Below are 17,149 nucleotides of genomic sequence, written 5' to 3'. Positions count from 1 at the left end.
AAGTAGGCTCATTTTTTATTCAAGCCGCTCATCAAATAGGGCGTTAGTGTTTCCAGTGATAAGTATGTGCTTTTTCTTCCATATACTCGGCAGTGGCAGGGTGCATCTGTGTTTGTGAACCACTTTCAAAGAAGAAAGGCTGGCGCTGCTTGTCATAGTTACCGACTTCGTTCATGGTAGCAGCATCATAGATACGGCCATTGATTACGGTATAGGCGACTTTTTCTGAGTCACGAATGTTTGACAGCACGTCACCATCAATAATCGCTAAGTCTGCCAATTTACCTTGCTCAATGGTGCCAAGGTCATGATCCATACCAAGGTATCTTGCGCCGTCAATGGTACCACTTCTCAGTGCCTGCCACGGTGTGAAGCCCCCTTGTGCCATAGACCATAGTTCCCAGTGTGCAGCTAAGCCCTCTCTTTGACCGTGAGCACCTATGTGTACAGTCACCCCTTTGTCGCGGAGTTGCTTGGCTGTTTTGGCAACATTGATATGATTGTAATGGCGCTCCGGTGCCTTTCCTGAACGGATAGCTCTTGGTTTGACAATATATTCAGGCACAAAACTCATTAGACGTTCGTTTTCCCAAACATTGGTATGCTCATACCAATATTCCTCACCTGAGATACCGCCATAGGCAACAACAAATGTTGGTGTAAAGCCAACGTTTGTTTGCCCCCACATTTGTTCAATATCAGAGTAAATATTAGGAACCGGTAACGCGTGCTCGACACCAGTATGACCATCCACAATCATGTTCATATTGTGCTGGAACTTGGAGCCGCCCTCAGGTACTACCATGATTTCCATGTTTTTTGCAGCTTCTAACACTTGTTGGCGAGTTTCGCGGCGAGGGTGGTTATAGCTTTTAACAGAGATAGCACCGGCATCTTTTAAGCGTTTAACATGAAACTGTGCATCTTCTAAATTGCTAATTGGTGTTTTGTAGCCTGGTGCATGTCCAGCATACAAAATACGACCAACGGAATAGGTTCGAGGTGCCACGGTTAAACCTGCTCGTTGTAACTCTGCCATAGAGAATACTTCTGACGAGTCATTTGAGGGGTCATGGATAGTTGTTACGCCAAAACTTAAGTTGGAGTATTGGTTCCAGTTCTGTTGAGGCTGTAAATTACGACTTCCATAACTGCCATGTGCGTGCGCATCAATTAAGCCAGGGATAACCGTTTTACCACTGATATCCATAACCTTTGCTGTGCTAGGGAGCTCTACCTCGCTGCGTTTACCAACGGCCACAATGCGGTTTTCTTTGATTAAAACCACCCCATCTTCGATGACCTCTTGCTCTTTTTCGGCATTACGCATGGTAACTACTTTACCACCTACTAGCGCAAGTATACCCTCAGGCTTATCTGCTGGATGCGTAAAACTTAAATCAATCCCCTCTGCGGTGAGCTCATCTAGCTGATTTGAAGCACCATCAATAAATGCAAATGTGTCAGTAAGCTTACGATGGTAAAGTGTCGGGCCGAATGCCCAAGTTAGTGCGCTGCTATCAGCTTTCCAGTTTAAGAAATCGCCGGAATACTTTGATACTTGCTTTACCGGGAAAGCCTTTTCACCTTTATTAATTGATAAGGTTTTACCTGTACTAGTGAATGGCGCAACGAATGTATTGAAGTGCTCGATAAATGCAACGTAGTTACCGTCGGGTGACACTTTAAAGTCAAAGACATAATCTCCTTTAAAGTGGCTGCGCATTTCTTGGCCATTTAAATTAACACTTTTTAATTCTCTATGAGTTTCATCACTCATCATCGAAAAATAAATACGCTCAGGATCAGCACCAAAGTGAGGGTTGTCACCATGCTTGGTAACGAGCTTAGCTTCACCGCCAGATGTGTCAACTAGGTAGATCCCTGGGTGCATTGACCAATCACCATTGAGTAAGTAGCCCCCAGTGACTTTTTTAAATAGTACTTGTTTGCCATTCGCAGAGAAGCTTGCTGAGATATAGTGCCCTGGCTCTTGAGTGATCACTTTACCTTTACCACCGGTTGCAGAAACGACTCTTACGTCACCAAGCGCTTTATCATTCCAAGTTGTGTATACGATTGATTTACCATCGCGTGAATAACTTGGGTAGAACTCGAAGTGATCGGTTTGTTTGGTTAGACGCTTAATCTCACCTGACTCAATATCTTTCACATAAAGATAACCAAGCGCTTGAAAAAGGACGGTCTCACCATCTGGAGATAGTTGTGACCAGCGAGCAAGCTTAACTTTGAAAGTATCTGGTGCAACATCGACAGCAAAGCGAAGTGCTGGAGTCATTTGTTTTTCAGCAATGACTCTGGTTGGGATCACTTGTGCTTCTTTTGAGTCAATATCTACACGGTGGAATACACCTTTAGCCCAAAATACCAGAGACTTGCCATCAGGTGTGTAGGCAAATGAAGGGGTATTACCGTGTGCGCCATTGGCTTCTTGCAAGTCACGATCGAGCCCTGAGTAAATACGCGTTTCAATACCTGAATGCAAATTCTTTGTATAAAGTGCGCTGACCATTTCATCGCCATTGTCTTCTCGTTTTACAAAAGCGATTGAATTACCATCAGGGCTGACGGTTGGGCGAATCGCACCACCGGCACCGCTAATCACGGTTTCTTCTTCACCTGTCGCTAAGTCCCAGCTGCGGATCTCAAAAACAGGTTTAAGTGCATTTTTATTGTACTCCCAACGCACTCCAGATGTTGCATCTACCGAGTAATAGATTTTTTTACCATCGTTAGAAAAGGTTGGCTCAGCAACGTTCTTCTGTGATTTAGCGCCATGCAAGCGCTCGCGTACTAATACGCCTTTACCACCGCTAATATGATACATGCGGATTGAACCACCGGGGATAGTTCGGCCCGTTACTTGACCTTGTTTTACCGCAATGTACTGGCCATCTGGCGACCATGCTGGGTTGTGAACAATATTGTTCACTTCTGTAGATACTTGACGTAGATTTTGACCATCAACATCCATTACCCATAAATTGTCGCCACCGGCACGGTCGGAGATAAACGCTATCTTTTTGCCATCAGGTGAGAATTTTGGTTGGATGTTCCAGCCAATATCTGCGGTGAGCGCAGTGGCCTTTCCACCGCTTATGGGCATGATATACAGATCGCCAAGCATATCAAAAACAATATGTTTACCATCTGGACTCACATCCAGATTACTCCATGTTGTTTCATTGGTATCAATGGTAATCGTTTGTTTATCACCAGGAGGGTTAAGTACGTCCCAGCCTTTTGTTGATTTTTCTTCGGTAGGTGTCGCGGCAACTTTATCATCAGCGATAGTTGGCTGGCTAAACCCGATAACAGCAGCACTAATCGCTGCGGCTATTGGCGACTTAAAAAAAGACATAGATGTTCCCTTTATTTTATCGTTTTTGTTTAAGACAAGTCAGCCACTGACTTGCCTTAGTACATAGTGGTTTATATCGATTGGCATTTAGCATGAACAAGTTTATGGGGGATGTCGAATAACATGCGGTTAATGGTGTCACCCCATCGTTTCTTTACGCACAAAATGCAGATATGCGGCCAGACTTTCTTGCCATAGCGTCATAGCGTCGGTGAGTTCGTCATGGCAAGACTTACCGTCTAGTAGTCGGCGCTCAGCTTTTTTTAAGTTCGCGCCATAGCGATTAAAGCCTAGTTGCAAAGCGGTACTTGCTTGACGATGAAGTAGTCTGATGCACTGTTCTTCATCATGTTCTAACAATTGTTGAATATGAATAAGCTTATTGCGAGCAGAGAGGACAAACTCATTATAAATAGAGGATACTTCATCTTCACTAAAGCCTGACTGTAACGCATTCACGGCAGTTTCATCGTACAGTACGTCTGGGAGTTCAACACTGATTGCTGCTTTTTTGGGGGATTGAGATTCACTGATAGCCTGACGAAGTTTTTCTTGTTTAATTGGCTTACCCACAATGTCTCGGATCCCAAGTGCGAGATACTCTTTGACCTCATCCGGACTTAAACTGGCTGTAAACGCTAAAAATGGAGTACGCTTATTTTTGTGCTCACAGCTTTTGAGTTGTTTTAAGACATCTTGACCTGAGAGATCAGGTAAATTCATATCCAGTAACACGACATCAAAATGGTACTGCACTAGCATATCAATAGCGCTGCGGCCATCAGTGGCAAGCTTCACTTTGTGTTCATCCTCAGCCATAAACTCGATTGCAATTTTTTGATTAAGTTCTAAATCTTCGACCAATAAAATAGTTAGACCGGTAATGCAGTTTTCGTGCTGAGGACGTTGCTCAACCAAACTAAGCTCCCCAATATTTAGAAGTAAATCGAAACTAAATTGACTGCCCTTGTTGAGTTCACTTTGAATACTCAATTGTGAGCCAAGGCGGTTTAGTAACCGGCTTGTAATGGCAAGGCCAAGACCGGTGCCTCCTTTTATTTTACCAGCACTGCTTTGGACATAAGGCTCGGTGAGTTTACTAATGTCTTCCTTTTCAATACCAGGCCCTGAATCTATGATACTAAAGCGAACCTTGTGTTCAATCTGTTGGTCTTTTAGGATCTCAACTTTGAGTTTCACTTCTCCTTTGTCGGTAAATTTGATGGCGTTACCAACAAGGTTGATGAGGATTTGCCGTAATTTTTGCTGATCGAAGTAATAACAAACTTGATCAGGTAGCTCATATACTAATTCAAAATGCAGCTTTTTTTGCTCTGCTAAAGGGCTGAGTAACAAGCAAAGGTTTTGTAACCAGCTTCTAAGTTCCACATCCTCCTCGTAGAGTGCTTCATCGCTTTGCTCTAAGCTGGCATAGTCCAGCACCTTATCAATAAGTAGATTTAAAGATTCCGCTGAATTTACGATGGCTTCGCAATAGGCTTTATTGCGATTGTCTTTTGTTCTGCCAAGCACGAGTTGTGCGCTGCCCAATATACCATTGAGCGGCGTTCTAATTTCATGACTAATAGTTGATAAGAACATGCCTCTAAGTTCAAGATCTTGCTGCGCTTTGAGTGCCAACTTATTGAGGTTTTTCTCTCTTTGCTCATTACACAGCAATGCCATTCCCGTGGCATAAAAAATGGGAGCAAGTACCCCGTTGAAGAAAATGGTAATACTGAACCAGTTTTCTTTAAACAAAGAAAAGTGAGTCACCTCTCCCATCAGCAGCGATCTACCAGTAAAGATGAACAAGATGATAATCAATATAGTGATATAGACTATGCTCCCATTCGGATATTTTGTGCGCGCAAAGCGAGTAAAAAAATAGAGCAGTAAGACTGCTTCTACTAGATGTTGTAAATCGGATATCAGGATCCGATTTCGCAAGTTTGGGTCGATAAGGCTGTTATAAAGCAATAAAAGAAAGAGCACTGCGGTAAACCCCAGAAACACTTTGAACGCATGACCTTGTACTTCCAAAAACTGCTTGATAGCCATACAGTGGATAATGGATGCTGCGAAAAGGAGGGTGTTGGCAATCGGAATTGTTTGCCAGTTTTCAAAGTATCCGTGTAATGCAAAAGAAGAAATTGCTGCAAGTAATACCAATGGGTAGAAGATATATAGTAGCGTACCTGGTGTGCTTTTATTTGCTCGCCATGTCAAAAAAGTGAGAAGCGCCATCATGGCCGTCATCACGATACTTGTGAGGTAGAGTGTTTTTGGGTCGAGCATGTACCTAAAATTGCTTTTGATAATGATAAAAACTTAGCATAGAGGTATTCATTGAGGCAGTAAAGTAATGAAGCACTGAGATCAGAAAGGCAGTGCCTCAAGGGGGACGCTATTGCGCGATAGCCATTGACTTAACCTGAGCCGCGGATAATTAATGTCTTTCTAGCAGCCCGTTTTAGCGCTAACTGCGTAAATTCGCCTGCCTACAGGATGTAGGTACCTTAGCGAGAGCTGGACGCGGGAGCGGTGTTTTCCCTAAAACTTGCTGGCTAGACAAGGAAAAACTAAGTTGTGCTTTAGCAACAATGAGTTGGAACATTCCTTATCCAAACCTCAGGTTAATTAATCAAATATATTGTACTGGATTTGACGAAATCTATCGTTAACGTATTTCGTCCGGGATATTTTGCTGAGCCCAAGATAATAACTCAATGCGGTTACGGCATTTAGTTTTACGAAATGCACTATATAAGTGTGTTTTTACAGTATGAGGACTGATATTTAACTCTTCAGCAATTTCTTTGTTTTTCGCGCCTTTACTCATTAACGCAATAATCGCTTTCTCTCGCTTCGTAAGTTTGATTGGCTCTATATCGCCTTCTGTAAGCTTATGTAGAGCATCCTTATTAAATTGCAGCATGCGATTTAAAACATTACACATTACGTCGCGGCGATACCAAAGTTGATCTTCGAGTAAAAGTCGGATCCCTTTCATTAGCACATCGGCATTATCAGTGGTGTAAAATACACCTCGAATACCACTGAGTAGCGCGCGGTTCGCTAATTCAGGGTTTTCATCTAAGTTAAACAGCACGATGTCACATTTTACCTTGAGATTGACAAGTTGTTCTTTTAGTTTTCCCCAAGAATCATTCACTGCGGTTTCAATGAAAAGTAATCTTGTGCCTTCAGGCACTTCTGAGATATCAGTTCCTGTTGTTACATCCAGTCCCTGAGTTTTTAACAATGGCTGTAACACATTGATACCAATGGTGTTAACAGGCTCTTTATCTAATAACAAAAAAGCAGTACTGCTCATTTTGGACACACTCTAATTTTTTCCAATTTATCAATGCTAACATGGGATTCAGACCTTTTGTATTAGAATTTTTAGTACAAGATAGATAAATCCGCTATATACGAAAGTGAAATAATGGATCAAAAATATGTGCAGAATATGTATCAGAATGTAATTTGTTGAAATAAGTAAGTTTTTAATAATGTTGATTAATAACTTACTTATTTACATAAATTAACATGGAATAATTTAGGCTAATCCTTTCTTCGTATCTTGGTAAGGAGGCCAACCCATTTCTTTTCCTGCTAAAACATGCAGATGAAGGTGATACACCGTTTGTCCACCATGTTCATTACAGTTCATTACGACTCGATAACCGTCTTCGGCAAAGCCATGCTCTTGCGCTAGCTTTGCAGCTACCACGTATAAGTGTCCGATGAGGTGTGAGTTTTCTTCCGTTACATCGTTAATGGTTGCGATAGCTGTTTTTGGGATAACCAAAACATGAAATGGGGCTTGCGGGTTAATATCTCTAAATGCCAATGCCTTTTCATCTTCATATACGATGTCAGCAGGTATTTCTCGGTTAATAATTTTGGTGAAAATTGTTTCTGAACTCATCGTTCTTCCTTAATTAGTGAATGATATGCCTAGCATAACCAACTATTGTAGATACTCAATAGTATATTGAGTACATAGAAAAAGGCTGGAGATATATCTGACTATGCAGTAACCTCAATTAAGATAACTGGTATTAAACCCATAAACGAAGGAGTGAATAGGTGCGTTTAAAATCTACACTTGTAACAGCGGGACTGTTCTTATCATCATTCTCCCACGCTGCATTACTCAGCTTTCCCGAAGAAATTATTCCATTGCAGGTGAATGATAAAACCATCGAGCACTCTTTTTTTTCGAAAGTCAGAGAGCTAGATTTAGCAAGTGGTGAATATGTAGTGAAAATGCGTTATACCGATCTGTATGAGGTGGGCTATGACGACCACGAAACCGTTGAATCTAAGCCATTCTGGGCAACAATCAGTATCGATACAGATGGGCAATATGATGTGAAATTTAATCGTCCTGACAATGTGGTCGCAGCAAAAGCGTTTGCCGCCCAGCCATTGATTATGTTGCAAGCGCCTAATGAATCGTTAGCCACAACCTTGGTGGTTACTCAAAAAAGGCCTAGAGTAGTGAGTGCGATAGCAAGCCAATCAGCAGAAGTGACTGCGCCACGTTACTCGACACCTAGTAATCCCACACAGCCTGCCGCGCCAGCAGCACCTAAATCAGCTCATCCAGATGTAGTTGGTATGTTGGATTATTGGTGGCAGCAAGCTACACCGGAACAAAAGCAGCTGTTTTTGGAAAAAATAAAGGGCAATTAATGCCCTTATAAATTTTGATAGTAGTAAGCGAGGTTAGCTTACTTTTCGAATGCACGCTTCATAAAGTTAGGTGTTGCTAATGCGCCCTTGTGAATACCCGTGTTGTAGTACTCAGTATCAAATGTTGCGTTGTCAACGTCTTGCTCGCGGAATCCGGCAAACTTTTCATCTTTACGTGCCATCGTTGCTGACCACAGGCCGCTTGGGTAGATTGGCTGTGGGAAAGGCAGAGTTTGCAGATCAACAAAGCCGACCTCTAGCATTGCATCGCGCATTTCTAATAGCAGTGGCATGTGCATTAGCGGTGATTCGCTTTGCTGGATCATAATACCGCCTGTGCGAAGCGCTGCTAAACAGCTTTTGTAGAATGCGTGGTTGAATAAGCCTTCACCAGGACCAACAGGGTCAGTACCATCAACAATGATTACGTCAATGGACTCAGCTGGTGCTTCTCGCATGTATTTGATGCCGTCATCAAACATCACGGTTGCGCGAGGGTCATTGTTAGACTCGCAAAGCTCTGGGAAGTATTTCAGTGACATTTGCGTCACAACTTCGTCAATATCAATTTGAGTTACGGTTTCAACGCCAGGGTGCTTTAATACTTCACGCAATGTGCCACAGTCGCCGCCGCCAATGATCACCACATTTTTTGGTGCAGGGTGTGAAAATAATGCCGGGTGACTCATCATCTCGTGATAGAAAAAGTTTTCACGCGTGCTCACCATAGTGCAACCGTCAATGATCATCAGGTTACCAAAATCCGTGGTCTCAAACATTTCTACCTTTTGAAAAGGAGACTGGATTTCGTCTAATTTTTTGTTGACTCTAAGTGAAAATGCGCTGCCATCGCGGTCGCTAATTTCAGTAAACCAACGGTTTGCTTCTAAGTTTGCCATGATTGTGTTCACACTTGATAAAAATTAGCGCAATTCTGCCAGTGGTTGCGCCTTTGCTCAATCAATTTTAGCCAACATTTTGTACTTTGCCTCATATTGGTGTTGATCTCACTGTGGTTATTTTTAAAATTTGTAAGGTAGTGAAAACACAACTTTAGGTCGCATTGACCAGTCTTGCGTATTAGAATGAAGCTTTATGAAGAGTTAATTGAGAGCAGTAATGACTTGGGGTCTGCAAACAGCACGTTCTATCTATAACGTCACGCACTGGAGTGACGGCTATTTTGATATTAATGAACAGGGTCAACTAGTGGCGTTTCCTGACGGTGACCGCACTAAGTCACCTGTTCTTCTGTGTGAATTAACGGAACAATTTAAGGCGCAAGGGCTTACTTTGCCTGTGCTAGTGCGCTTTACTGATATTCTAAAACACCGCGTTGATACCTTAACGCAGGCCTTTACTGCTGCTCGCGCGCAGCGTGACTATCAGGGCCAGTATACTTGTGTTTACCCAATAAAAGTGAATCAGCAGCGCTCAGTTGTGAGCAAGCTGCTGGCGCATCCAAGTGGTTTAGTTGGCTTAGAAGCTGGCTCAAAGCCAGAATTAATGGCGATTTTAGGTATCGCGCAGCAACCAATTACGATTGTATGCAATGGCTATAAAGACAGTGAGTTTTTGCGCTTAGCTTGTATTGGCCAAGCTATGGGGCATCAAGTTAACATTGTTGTAGAGAAGCTCTCCGAGCTAGATACGCTGTTACAAGAAATCGATGATTTAGGCGTAGAGCCTGCCATTGGGATCCGGATCCGTTTAAACTCAGTGGGCAAAGGAAAATGGCAAAACACAGGTGGTGAAAAAGGTAAATTTGGCCTAACAGCAAGTCAAGTACTACAAGCGGTAGAGCGATTAAAGTCTCATAATCGTCTGCACTTGATGCAGCTAGTACACTTTCACATTGGCTCTCAGATAGCGAATATCCGCGATATTCAGCGTGCACTAAAAGAATGTGCTCGCCATTACGCAGAATTAGTTCAGCTAGGTGTACCATTGCGTATTGTTGATGTCGGTGGTGGTCTTGGCGTTGACTATGAAGGTTCTGGCTCACGTAGCTCATGTTCGATGAATTATACCGTGGCAGAATATGCAAAAAATGTAGTACATGCTTTTCATGATATTGCTGAACTTAACAACCTTCCACACCCTGATATTATCACTGAGTCTGGTCGCGCATTAACAGCGCATCATGCTGTACTTATCACCGACGTAATTGATGTTGAGAAGGCGCCAAATCAGATGGAGCCTGTGGAGCCAAAAGACACAAGCCCTCTGGTATTGCAAGAGTTATGGCACTCGTTGTCACAACTTACTCCTAGGATGGCACTAGAGACCTATCATGATGCTATGCACTTATTCAGTGACGCCCATGATCAATATGTACATGGGTTGATCAGCATGCAAGAGTGGGCGCAACTTGAGCAATTATACTTCACCACGCTGCATAAAGTGCGTGAGTGTTTAAGTGAAAATGCGCGTGCGCACCGAGAAGTGCTAGATGACTTGAATGAAAAGTTAGCAGATAAACTATTTGTGAATTTCTCTTTGTTCCAGTCTTTGCCTGATGTGTGGGGGATTGATCAACTATTTCCAGTTATGCCAATCGATAAGCTAAATCAGCCATTGACACAAAGGGCTGTGATTCAGGATATTACCTGCGACTCTGATGGCCAGATAAACAGCTATGTTGAAGGGGCTGGTATTGAGTCAAGCTTACCTATTCCTGAGTATGTTCCGGGTGAGCAATACCATGTGGCGATGTTTTTAGTCGGTGCTTATCAAGAGATCTTGGGTGATTTACATAATTTGTTCGGTGATACTGACTCTGTACATGTTGAGCTTAGTGAAGATGGCTACACACTAACTAATGCGATTAAGGGTGATAGTGTCGAAGACGTACTACGTTTTGTACACTATGACAAAACCGTCCTATCAAACAATTATGCACAACAGATTGCGGCGCTATCCCTCCCTGAATCCGTTAAAACTCAGTATCTGCAAGAATTAAACGCAGGTCTTGAAGGGTACACATATTTTGAGGATTAATAGCTCAAACTATAATAAAGAATAAAAAATAGCCGACCCACTGGTCGGCTTAATTGTGCGTAATTTTCAAGGTATGATACGCACAAGCTGTAAAACACAATGAGGGAATGAATGTCGTTTATTCGAAAATTGCTCAGTTTGTTACTGTATGCGTTAAACACCATATTTTGGTTTATCCCCATCTTTATCTGTGGGCTGTTAAAACTAATTCCGATTTCACCTTTGCAAAAAGTGATGAGTTATATTGCCAAAGCTTGTGCGAGCAACTGGGTTGCTTGTAACTCAATGAGTCAAAATCTTATCGCGCCATATACATTAAATGTGAGCGGGTTGAGTGAGTTGAAACGTAACGATTGGTACTTGGTCATTGCGAATCACCAAAGCTGGGTGGATATATTAGTATTACAGCGAGTGTTACATGGCAAAATTCCGTTTTTAAATTTCTTTTTGAAAAAGGAATTATTATATGTTCCCGTGTTGGGACTTGCTTGGTGGGCTTTAGATTTTCCATTCATGACGAGAACGAGTAAATCTCAATTGAAGAAAAACCCTAAACTGCGGGGTAAAGATATAGAAACAACGCGAAAAGCATGTGAAAAGTTTAAAACAATGCCAGTGAGTATTGTAAACTTTGTTGAGGGTACGCGTTACACTGAGCAAAAGCATTCTAAGCAAAAAAGCCCATTTACCTATTTGCTAAAACCTAAAGCCGGTGGCATTGCATTCGTAATGCAAGCGATGGGAGAGCAGATCAGCAAAGTAGTGAATGTTACCATTCACTACCCTGACGGGGTGCCAACCTTCGCTGATTTTATTGGTGGTAAAGTGAAGTCAGTAAACGTTCAGGTAGAAGTAATGCCAGTAAGCGCAAACTTAATTGGTGATTATACCAATGACCCTGAATTTAGAGTGCGATTTCAATCTGAATTAAACGCGCTGTGGCAAGCTAAAGATGCGCAACTGGTGGAGCTTGCTGAAAAATAGTAGTAGAAGGAAGTTGTGATGTTAAAACAAATACTACCTAAGTGGTTTCTTGGACTTTCAGCCAGCGCTTGGCTGTTGGTTAACACCTTTGTGTGCGGTTTACTTGTGTTGTTGCTCGGTATCGTAAAGCTACTGATACCCTTAAAGTTTATTTCAACAGCTCTGCACTTTTTTTACGGTATGTGGTGTAAAGGGAATCACATTGGGCTGCGTATTGCTAGCGATAAAATTCAAGTACGTTTGCCAAAAGAGTTGCACGCGCAAGGTTGGTATTTGTTAATTTCTAATCATCTCAGCTGGTTGGACATTGTTGTGCTTAGTGCCATGGAAGTATTGCCCGCACCTAAGTTCTTTTTAAAGGATGAGCTAAAATATATTCCTTTTATTGGTACTGGCGCGTGGGCAATGGGTATGCCTTTTATGAAGCGGGCAAGTAAAGCGCAGATCGCTAAAAACCCCAAACTAAAAGGCATGGACGTAGAGCGCACCAAATCGAGCTGTCGTAACTTTCGTGACCATCCAACAACGGTGATCAATTTTGTTGAAGGCACTCGCCATACAAAAGCGAAACATCAACGTCAGCAAAGTCCTTTCAAGCACTTGCTCAAACCAAAAGCAGGTGGTGTTGCTTTTGCTTTAGAGGTGCTCTCTGAACAGCTTGACGGGATGCTTAATGCGACGTTGGTCTATGAATTAGACGGTGAACATATTTGCCGATCATTTATGCTTGGACGTGTTAATACGATAGATATAAAAATAGATTATATTGCAATGGCAGATATTCCCCTTGGTAACTATCAAAGTGATAAGGCCTACCGAGTAAAGTTTCAAGCTTTTATGAATTCAGTATGGCAGCGTAAAGATAGCCAATTAGAAGCGCATTGGCTACGCCGAGCAGCACCTGAAGACACACTCAGTGAGGAGATAAAGCAACTATGAAGTTTGACCACCTCCATGATGTTGTCCAGCCATGGTTAGAAGCATTACCACAAGGCACTGTGATCAGTGCCTTGTTCACAAATGGTATCGCGGTAGTTGGCTTACTATTTTTATATTGGGTTGTGAGACGCCTCGTACTGCCTAATGTAGAGAACCTTGCCCGTCATATTTCACCGCGAAAAATAGGTCACCTTGCACCACAACTCAGTAAGTTTAGCGGGCGTTTTGCCTTTGTTTTATGCCTTTTGGTTTTTTCTGCTTATCATGAGCGTTTGTTTGTTGCACCTGCTTGGGTGTTTGTGGTTATGGAGAGCTTGGTTTACGTACTGTTGGTTGTCGCGTCAGGCTTTCTATTTAGCAGTTTAGTGAACTTAGCCAACGGTGTTTATAACTTGTTTCCATTTGCGAAGGAAGTGCCAATTCAGGGCATTATACAAGTTCTTAAGTTGCTGATTTTTATTGTCTGCTCTATCTTGGTGGTGAGCATTCTTGTCGATAAATCGCCGACTTATATTCTGTCAGGTTTTGGTGCGATCGCTGCTGTAATTATTTTAGTATTTAAAGATACCATTTTAGGGTTGGTCGCCAGCATTCAAATCGCCGCTAACCGGCTTGTGACTACTGGTGATTGGATCCAGGTAGATGCCTTTGGCGCGGATGGGGAGGTAATAGATCTCGGTTTAAATACAGTCAGAGTGCGTAATTGGGATAACACCGTGACCACAATACCAACCTATATGCTTATCTCTGATTCATTTAAAAACTGGCGAGCAATGCAGGAGTCTGCGGGACGTCGTATTAAACGCGCAATTCATATTGATTTTACAAGTATCGAGTTGTTAAGCGAAGCGCAGCGAGCAGCGATAACCACACAATACCCTTTAATTGAATCACTCGAAGATATACCCAGTGATATTACTAACCTCGGGCTGTTTAGGCGCTATAGTGAAGCTTATTTAAAGCAACATGAAGCGATAAACCAAGAGTGTTTATGTATGGTACGAGAGCTTGCGCCGACTCAACATGGCTTGCCTCTCGAGTTTTACTGCTTCAGCCGTGACAAGCGCTGGGTGGTTTATGAGCACTTACAGGCGGATATTCTTGACTATATGCTCAGTGTAATGCCTGCGTTCGGTCTTCGCCCATATCAAAGTGTCAGTGACTATTTTGGTTCGCATCGCGTCAAGGTGAGAGCTGGTGAGAGGTAGTTAATCTGAGAAGCGATTAAGGCATAAGCGACCCCAGCTTGTGTTAATGTCTGCATAATGGGAGGAAGTAAATCATACCGACAAGATTTACTTTCCTCAAAATAGAGTCCTGAATTAATTGGTATTACAAACTGCCTGAGATCAGCCCAAATACGATAAAGGCGATGAGTAATTGCCAGATCGCCGGCTTTAACCACTTCAAGGCGATAAAACCCGCCACCACAGCCACTAAATCCAGCACGCTATGTACCGCAGACTGCCAAATTGGTTGATATAATGCCGCCGCTAAAATACCAACAACGCCTGCGTTTAATGCCGCGCTAATACTAGCAAAGCGGGGCAGTGCGATGAGTGACTGCCACTGCTGATGAAACGCCCACATTAATAGCAGACCTGGCAAGAAAATGGCCAGTGTCGCTATTGCTGCGCCCAAAACTGGGTTTGTCTGCTCGGCAATTGCACCAAGAAAGCTTGCTATGGTAAACATTGGTCCTGGGATTGCTTGTGCAGCTGCATAGGCGGTTAAAAAGGTTTCTTGCTGGATGTTCTCAACACTGCTTTGTAGTAATGGTAAAACAACATGTCCACCGCCAAATACCAATGCACCTGCCTGATAAAACTCGGCGAAGATCTGAGTTGGTAGTGCCGCAAAGGTCAGTAAGAATAAACCGATGAATACTGCAAGCACGGGCCAGTTAGGGTAAGTGTGTTGGCTACTTTGTTGACTCGGTACATTACTAAAAGCGTAAAAATAACCGACAACGGCGAGCACTGCGAGTAGCCCTACTTGAGCGTTTAAACTTGGCAAAAATAGTAATACCAATGTTGCAATAAACGTGACAATTTTAAGTGCCATGGTTTTACAGAAGCTTTTAGCCATACTGAGTACCGCATCGGCGACAATCACTACTGCAAACAGCTTAAGGCCGTCAATAATCGCAAGTGCAGAACCTGAAAGCTGACCAGCTGTTAATGCCAGTAGCAGCATTAGCAAGAAGGAGGGGAGCGTAAAACCTAAAAAAGCGGCTATTCCACCTATTATCCCTGCTCGTTCAAGGCCAATGGCAAACCCCACTTGGCTAGAGCCCGGTCCTGGGAGAACCTGAGATAGACTGATCATGCTGGCATAGCGTTCACTACTGAGCCATTTCAAGTTATCGACAAAGTGTTTTTTAAAAAATCCTAAATGGGCAGCAGGACCTCCAAAACTTGTGCAGCCTAGTAAAAAAAACTGATAAAATATTTTCAAAAACATAGTATACCTTGTGATATTGTTAACCTCGTATCATTACAGTTTTATATGACAATTTTATGACTTTGGTGTGTTTAGTGCCAGCTAGCCAACTGGTGTAACAGCTACAATTGGACAATGATTATGCAAATGAGTTTATTGCGGTATTTGTTTGCTTTACTGGCAAGTTTTTCTGTTTATAGCCAGCAAATAAATGTTGCTGTTGATCACGCCCCGCCATACAGCATTATTGCGGAAAATGGCAAAGTACACGGTTTAATCTTAGACATTCTAGAAATTATTCGCGCACAGTCCAATATTGATTATCAGATAAACACAGTTCCTTGCCCATTTTCACGATGTATGCGTTTGCTAGCACAAGGAGAGGTGGATGTGATGGGGGGGCTGATCAAAACACCACAGCGAGACAAAGTAATAGATTTTGTCGATCCCGCTTATATGGCGCTGACCTCCTCTTTTGTCTTCTATGCCAGAAGAGACAGTAATATTGAAGTTGAACAATATTCGGATCTTTATACCAATCGTATCGCCGTCATGCGCGGTAGCGTATTTTATCCTCGCTTTGACGCGGATAGACAGCTCAATAAAGTCCCTGTATTTAGTGAGCGAGTGGCATTTGATTTACTGTTAAAAGGCCGAGTGGATTTGGTGATTGCAGTTGAAGATACCGCTGAAGTTGCGATGGAAGTATTAGGGCAACCCATTGAAAAGCTAAAAAAGGTCTCTTATCGCCACAGTCAGGCTATTTACGGTCATATGGCAATGAGTACGCAGTTTCATAGCACAGTGCTTGCACAGCGAATTCGTCAAGCTATGCAGCGTTTAGCAGTGGAAAAGAAACTCGATCCGGTTGTGACAAAATATAAATTGCCACCAATTTCTCAGCATGTCTCGACAGTAACACCGTAACAGTAAAATAAGCCGCACTTCAGCGAGCGTTAATCACTTATTGCAACAATGTGCACAATCAGGTCGAAATGAATTCAGGTGTTAAGATGAATGCAAGAAATGTGTTAGTGGGTGTGGTGGTTGTCGCTGCACTGTCAGGGTGTGAAATGAATAATACCGGCAAAGGCGCAGCGATTGGTGCGGCGACTGGGGCAGTGCTAGGAAAAGCAACCGGTAATCATAAAGACAAGCGCTTAGCAATTGGGGCTGCGGTTGGTGCAATCGCCGGTGCAGCTATTGGTAATTATATGGACAAGCAGGAAGCAGCTTTTAACCAAGAGCTCGCAGGGACTGGCGTAGAAGTCGTTCGAGAAGGTGAACAAATGCGTTTAGTGTTACCTTCAAATATTACGTTTGCCAGTGGTAAGTCCGCGATCAGCCCGAGTTTCTATAACACATTGCAAGGCATTGCGCGTGTGATGCAACAATACGACAAGACATTCCTTACGATTGTTGGTCACACAGATTCCACGGGATCAGCGAGTTTCAACCAAACCTTGTCTGAGCAACGTGCTAATAGCGTGAAGCAATACCTGTTATCTCAACAAGTGTTACCGGCGCGATTATATGCTGAAGGGATGGGAGAATCCCAACCTGTTGCAAGCAATCAAACTGAACAAGGAAAAGCACAAAATCGCCGGGTAGAAATCAAAATTATTCCAAACCGCGCGTAGGAAAGCTGTGGGCATATACAAGTATGCCCAGCGAGCTTATACCAATTGACTTAAT

The 17,149-nt window shown here is 42.8% G+C and carries 13 protein-coding genes; 7 read left to right on the top strand and 6 right to left on the bottom strand.

All coding sequences use genetic code 11. The annotated features are described in order from the left end of the window. Nucleotides 1-43: 43 nt before the first annotated feature. From D9603_RS10335 to D9603_RS10320, 4 genes are all read right to left on the bottom strand, one after another. Nucleotides 44-3,382, bottom strand: a complete 3,339-nt coding sequence (locus D9603_RS10335; protein ID WP_128731242.1) for an amidohydrolase family protein — start codon at nucleotides 3,380-3,382, stop codon at nucleotides 44-46. Between the two features lie 138 nt (nucleotides 3,383-3,520). Then, nucleotides 3,521-5,680 carry an ATP-binding protein gene (locus D9603_RS10330; protein ID WP_128731241.1) on the bottom strand — a complete coding sequence of 720 codons (2,160 nt, stop codon included), beginning with the start codon at nucleotides 5,678-5,680 and terminating at the stop codon, nucleotides 3,521-3,523. A 382-nt stretch (nucleotides 5,681-6,062) separates the two neighbouring features. Then, nucleotides 6,063-6,719, bottom strand: a complete 657-nt coding sequence (locus tag D9603_RS10325) for a response regulator transcription factor (RefSeq protein ID WP_125250690.1) — start codon at nucleotides 6,717-6,719, stop codon at nucleotides 6,063-6,065. Nucleotides 6,720-6,947: 228 nt separating this feature from the next. Next, nucleotides 6,948-7,319, bottom strand: coding sequence for a histidine triad nucleotide-binding protein (locus D9603_RS10320; RefSeq protein WP_128731240.1), 372 nt, complete (start codon nucleotides 7,317-7,319; stop codon nucleotides 6,948-6,950). Nucleotides 7,320-7,480: 161 nt separating this feature from the next. Here D9603_RS10320 and D9603_RS10315 point away from each other — a divergent pair, with 161 nt between their 5' ends. Then, entirely contained in the window at nucleotides 7,481-8,089 is a 609-nt protein-coding gene (locus D9603_RS10315; RefSeq protein ID WP_128731239.1) for a DUF2057 family protein, read from the top strand. Nucleotides 8,090-8,127: 38 nt separating this feature from the next. Here D9603_RS10315 and speE read toward each other — a convergent pair whose 3' ends face one another. Next, nucleotides 8,128-8,988 (bottom strand): polyamine aminopropyltransferase, encoded by an 861-nt coding sequence (speE, locus tag D9603_RS10310; protein ID WP_125250687.1) that lies wholly within the window; start codon nucleotides 8,986-8,988, stop codon nucleotides 8,128-8,130. Nucleotides 8,989-9,208: 220 nt separating this feature from the next. Between speE and speA the strand changes: the two genes are divergently transcribed. The 4 genes from speA (at nucleotide 9,209) to D9603_RS10290 (ending at nucleotide 14,220) form a co-directional block, all read left to right on the top strand. Beyond that, nucleotides 9,209-11,089, top strand: coding sequence for a biosynthetic arginine decarboxylase (speA, locus tag D9603_RS10305; RefSeq protein ID WP_125250686.1), 1,881 nt, complete (start codon nucleotides 9,209-9,211; stop codon nucleotides 11,087-11,089). A 111-nt stretch (nucleotides 11,090-11,200) separates the two neighbouring features. Next, nucleotides 11,201-12,073, top strand: a complete 873-nt coding sequence (locus tag D9603_RS10300; RefSeq protein WP_125250685.1) for an acyltransferase — start codon at nucleotides 11,201-11,203, stop codon at nucleotides 12,071-12,073. Between the two features lie 18 nt (nucleotides 12,074-12,091). After that, entirely contained in the window at nucleotides 12,092-13,012 is a 921-nt protein-coding gene (locus D9603_RS10295) for an acetyltransferase (protein ID WP_128731238.1), read from the top strand. Further along, nucleotides 13,009-14,220 carry a mechanosensitive ion channel family protein gene (locus tag D9603_RS10290; RefSeq protein ID WP_128731237.1) on the top strand — a complete coding sequence of 404 codons (1,212 nt, stop codon included), beginning with the start codon at nucleotides 13,009-13,011 and terminating at the stop codon, nucleotides 14,218-14,220. The genes D9603_RS10295 and D9603_RS10290 overlap by 4 nt, the downstream gene beginning before the upstream one ends. Nucleotides 14,221-14,344: 124 nt before the next feature. On the opposite strand, the gene chrA is transcribed toward D9603_RS10290, so the two are convergent. After that, on the bottom strand, nucleotides 14,345-15,475 hold the full coding sequence (chrA, locus tag D9603_RS10285; RefSeq protein ID WP_128731236.1) for a chromate efflux transporter: 1,131 nt from the start codon (nucleotides 15,473-15,475) through the stop codon (nucleotides 14,345-14,347). 126 nt (nucleotides 15,476-15,601) lie between these two features. Between chrA and D9603_RS10280 the strand changes: the two genes are divergently transcribed. After that, complete coding sequence (locus tag D9603_RS10280; protein WP_241651635.1) at nucleotides 15,602-16,381, top strand: transporter substrate-binding domain-containing protein; 780 nt, start codon at nucleotides 15,602-15,604, stop codon at nucleotides 16,379-16,381. 86 nt (nucleotides 16,382-16,467) lie between these two features. Next, complete coding sequence (locus D9603_RS10275) at nucleotides 16,468-17,094, top strand: OmpA family protein (protein ID WP_128731235.1); 627 nt, start codon at nucleotides 16,468-16,470, stop codon at nucleotides 17,092-17,094. Nucleotides 17,095-17,149 lie beyond the last annotated feature (55 nt).

This window comes from Pseudoalteromonas sp. PS5 (genome assembly GCF_004103255.1).
GTDB classification, from domain to species: Bacteria; Pseudomonadota; Gammaproteobacteria; order Enterobacterales; family Alteromonadaceae; genus Pseudoalteromonas; species Pseudoalteromonas peptidolytica.
This window is presented reverse-complemented; position numbering and strand designations above follow the sequence as displayed.

Excerpts from the sequence above, each read along its gene's own strand:
- D9603_RS10335 (WP_128731242.1), bottom strand. The coding sequence starts at position 3,382 with ATGTCTTTTTTTAAGTCGCCAATAGCCGCAGCGATTAGTGCTGCTGTT.
- D9603_RS10330 (WP_128731241.1), bottom strand. The coding sequence starts at position 5,680 with ATGCTCGACCCAAAAACACTCTACCTCACAAGTATCGTGATGACGGCC.
- D9603_RS10325 (WP_125250690.1), bottom strand. The coding sequence starts at position 6,719 with ATGAGCAGTACTGCTTTTTTGTTATTAGATAAAGAGCCTGTTAACACC.
- D9603_RS10320 (WP_128731240.1), bottom strand. The coding sequence starts at position 7,319 with ATGAGTTCAGAAACAATTTTCACCAAAATTATTAACCGAGAAATACCT.
- speE (WP_125250687.1), bottom strand. The coding sequence starts at position 8,988 with ATGGCAAACTTAGAAGCAAACCGTTGGTTTACTGAAATTAGCGACCGC.
- speA (WP_125250686.1), top strand. The coding sequence starts at position 9,209 with ATGACTTGGGGTCTGCAAACAGCACGTTCTATCTATAACGTCACGCAC.
- D9603_RS10300 (WP_125250685.1), top strand. The coding sequence starts at position 11,201 with ATGTCGTTTATTCGAAAATTGCTCAGTTTGTTACTGTATGCGTTAAAC.
- D9603_RS10295 (WP_128731238.1), top strand. The coding sequence starts at position 12,092 with ATGTTAAAACAAATACTACCTAAGTGGTTTCTTGGACTTTCAGCCAGC.
- D9603_RS10290 (WP_128731237.1), top strand. The coding sequence starts at position 13,009 with ATGAAGTTTGACCACCTCCATGATGTTGTCCAGCCATGGTTAGAAGCA.
- chrA (WP_128731236.1), bottom strand. The coding sequence starts at position 15,475 with ATGTTTTTGAAAATATTTTATCAGTTTTTTTTACTAGGCTGCACAAGT.
- D9603_RS10280 (WP_241651635.1), top strand. The coding sequence starts at position 15,602 with ATGAGTTTATTGCGGTATTTGTTTGCTTTACTGGCAAGTTTTTCTGTT.
- D9603_RS10275 (WP_128731235.1), top strand. The coding sequence starts at position 16,468 with ATGAATGCAAGAAATGTGTTAGTGGGTGTGGTGGTTGTCGCTGCACTG.